General features: G+C 75.9%; 2 protein-coding genes. One reads left to right on the plus strand and one right to left on the minus strand.

Features of this window, described 5'->3' with window-relative positions:
- Positions 1-31 precede the first annotated feature (31 nt).
- Complete coding sequence (sigJ, locus tag DY218_RS24350) at positions 32-943, minus strand: RNA polymerase sigma factor SigJ (protein ID WP_233521884.1); 912 nt, start codon at positions 941-943, stop codon at positions 32-34.
- Positions 944-1242: 299 nt separating this feature from the next.
- Between sigJ and DY218_RS35405 the strand changes: the two genes are divergently transcribed.
- A partial coding sequence (locus DY218_RS35405; protein WP_233521885.1) for a hypothetical protein occupies positions 1243-1422 on the plus strand: 180 nt, incomplete at its 3' end.

A 1422-nucleotide genomic window follows, 5' to 3' on the forward strand; every position in this document is an offset into this window, starting at 1 on the left:
CGGGCCGTCGGAGCCCGGCCGCCCCGGGCCGTCACGCCTGGGGCGCGTCCAGGCCGCCCGGCAGGCCCAGGTCGCGCAGCCGCGCGCGGTCCGCGATCAGGTTGATCTCCACCACCAGCCCGTCCCGGACGGTGAAGTCGATGACGGAGAGCGGATCGCCGTGCGGGGCGGTCATCAGACCCGGAGCGCCGTTGACCAGGACCACCCGCGCGAACGGCGCCGCAGCACGGAACTGCACCGCCTCTCCGGCGACTTGACCGGCACCGTGCACGAGGCGGGACACCCCGGCCGCCTCCGGCCCCGCGTCGACCCGCATGACCACGTCCGGGTCGAGTACCGCGACGAGACCGTCCAGATCGCCGGCGCGAGCGGCCGCGAGGAACGCCTCCACCACCTGCCGCCTGCGCGCCAGGTCGGTCTCGGGCGCGGGCCCTTCGCCGCGCACCCGCTTGCGGGCCCGGCTGGCGAGCTGCCGGGTCGCGGCCGGGGTCCGGTCGACCACGGGCGCGATGGCGTCGAACGGCACGGCGAAGAGATCGTGCAGGACGAAGGCGACCCGCTCGGGCGGCGCGAGCCGGTCGAGGACGACGAGCAAGGCGAGCCCCACGGAGTCGGCGAGCACCGCGTGTTCCTCGGGAGCGGTCTCGCCGGTGATCACCGGGTCGGGCACATGGACGTCCAAGGGCTCCTCGCGGCGGGCCGCCCGGGAGCGCAGCATGTCGAGGCAGACCCGCCCGACCACCGTGGTCAGCCAGGCACTGACGTCGCGCAGCTCGCGGCCTCCGGTGCGGTGGAGGCGGATCCACGCCTCCTGCACGGCGTCCTCGGCCTCGCTCAGCGAGCCGAGCATGCGGTACGCGACGGCCCGCAGCCGCGGGCGGTCCCGTTCGAAGCGTGCGGCCAGAGCCTCGGCGTCGTGGTCGGCCTCGTGCATGTCGTACATGGTGCCCCTTCTGTGGTCCGGCGGCCCCGCCGCGTACGGCGGTGTGCTGTTCCCGGTGGTACGGAGCGACTGCGCTCCACGATGAGGACGTACCGAGCCCCACGATGAGGACGTACCGAGCCCCACGATGAGGACGTACCGAGCAGGGCCGACCGTGACATCCCGCCGCCCGCCCGCATGAGTGCATTCACCGGGCGTGGGAACGCGAGCCGGGAGACAGTGGGACGACACGGGCCGCCCGGCGGGGGACGTGGACGGCGCCCGCCGGGTACGGCCGCTCAGCGACGGAGGAGCACCTCATGACCCACCCGATCCCCGACCCCGTACCGCCGGGTCCCGCACCGGAACCCGGGCCCGCGCCCGGTCCGCCGCCGGGTCCCGGCCCCGGACCGGGCGATCCCACCCCGGGCCCCGGACCCGGCCCGGGTCCCGGCCGTCCCGGTGAGCCGGGGCCCGAGCACCCGGACCCCGAGCCGTTC

The organism is Streptomyces triticagri, assembly GCF_003429565.1.
Lineage (GTDB): Bacteria > Actinomycetota > Actinomycetes > Streptomycetales > Streptomycetaceae > Streptomyces > Streptomyces triticagri.

What these genes read in the sequence shown, in the direction of transcription:
- sigJ (WP_233521884.1), bottom strand. Translation starts at nt 943, where the DNA reads ATGTACGACATGCACGAGGCCGACCACGACGCCGAGGCTCTGGCCGCA.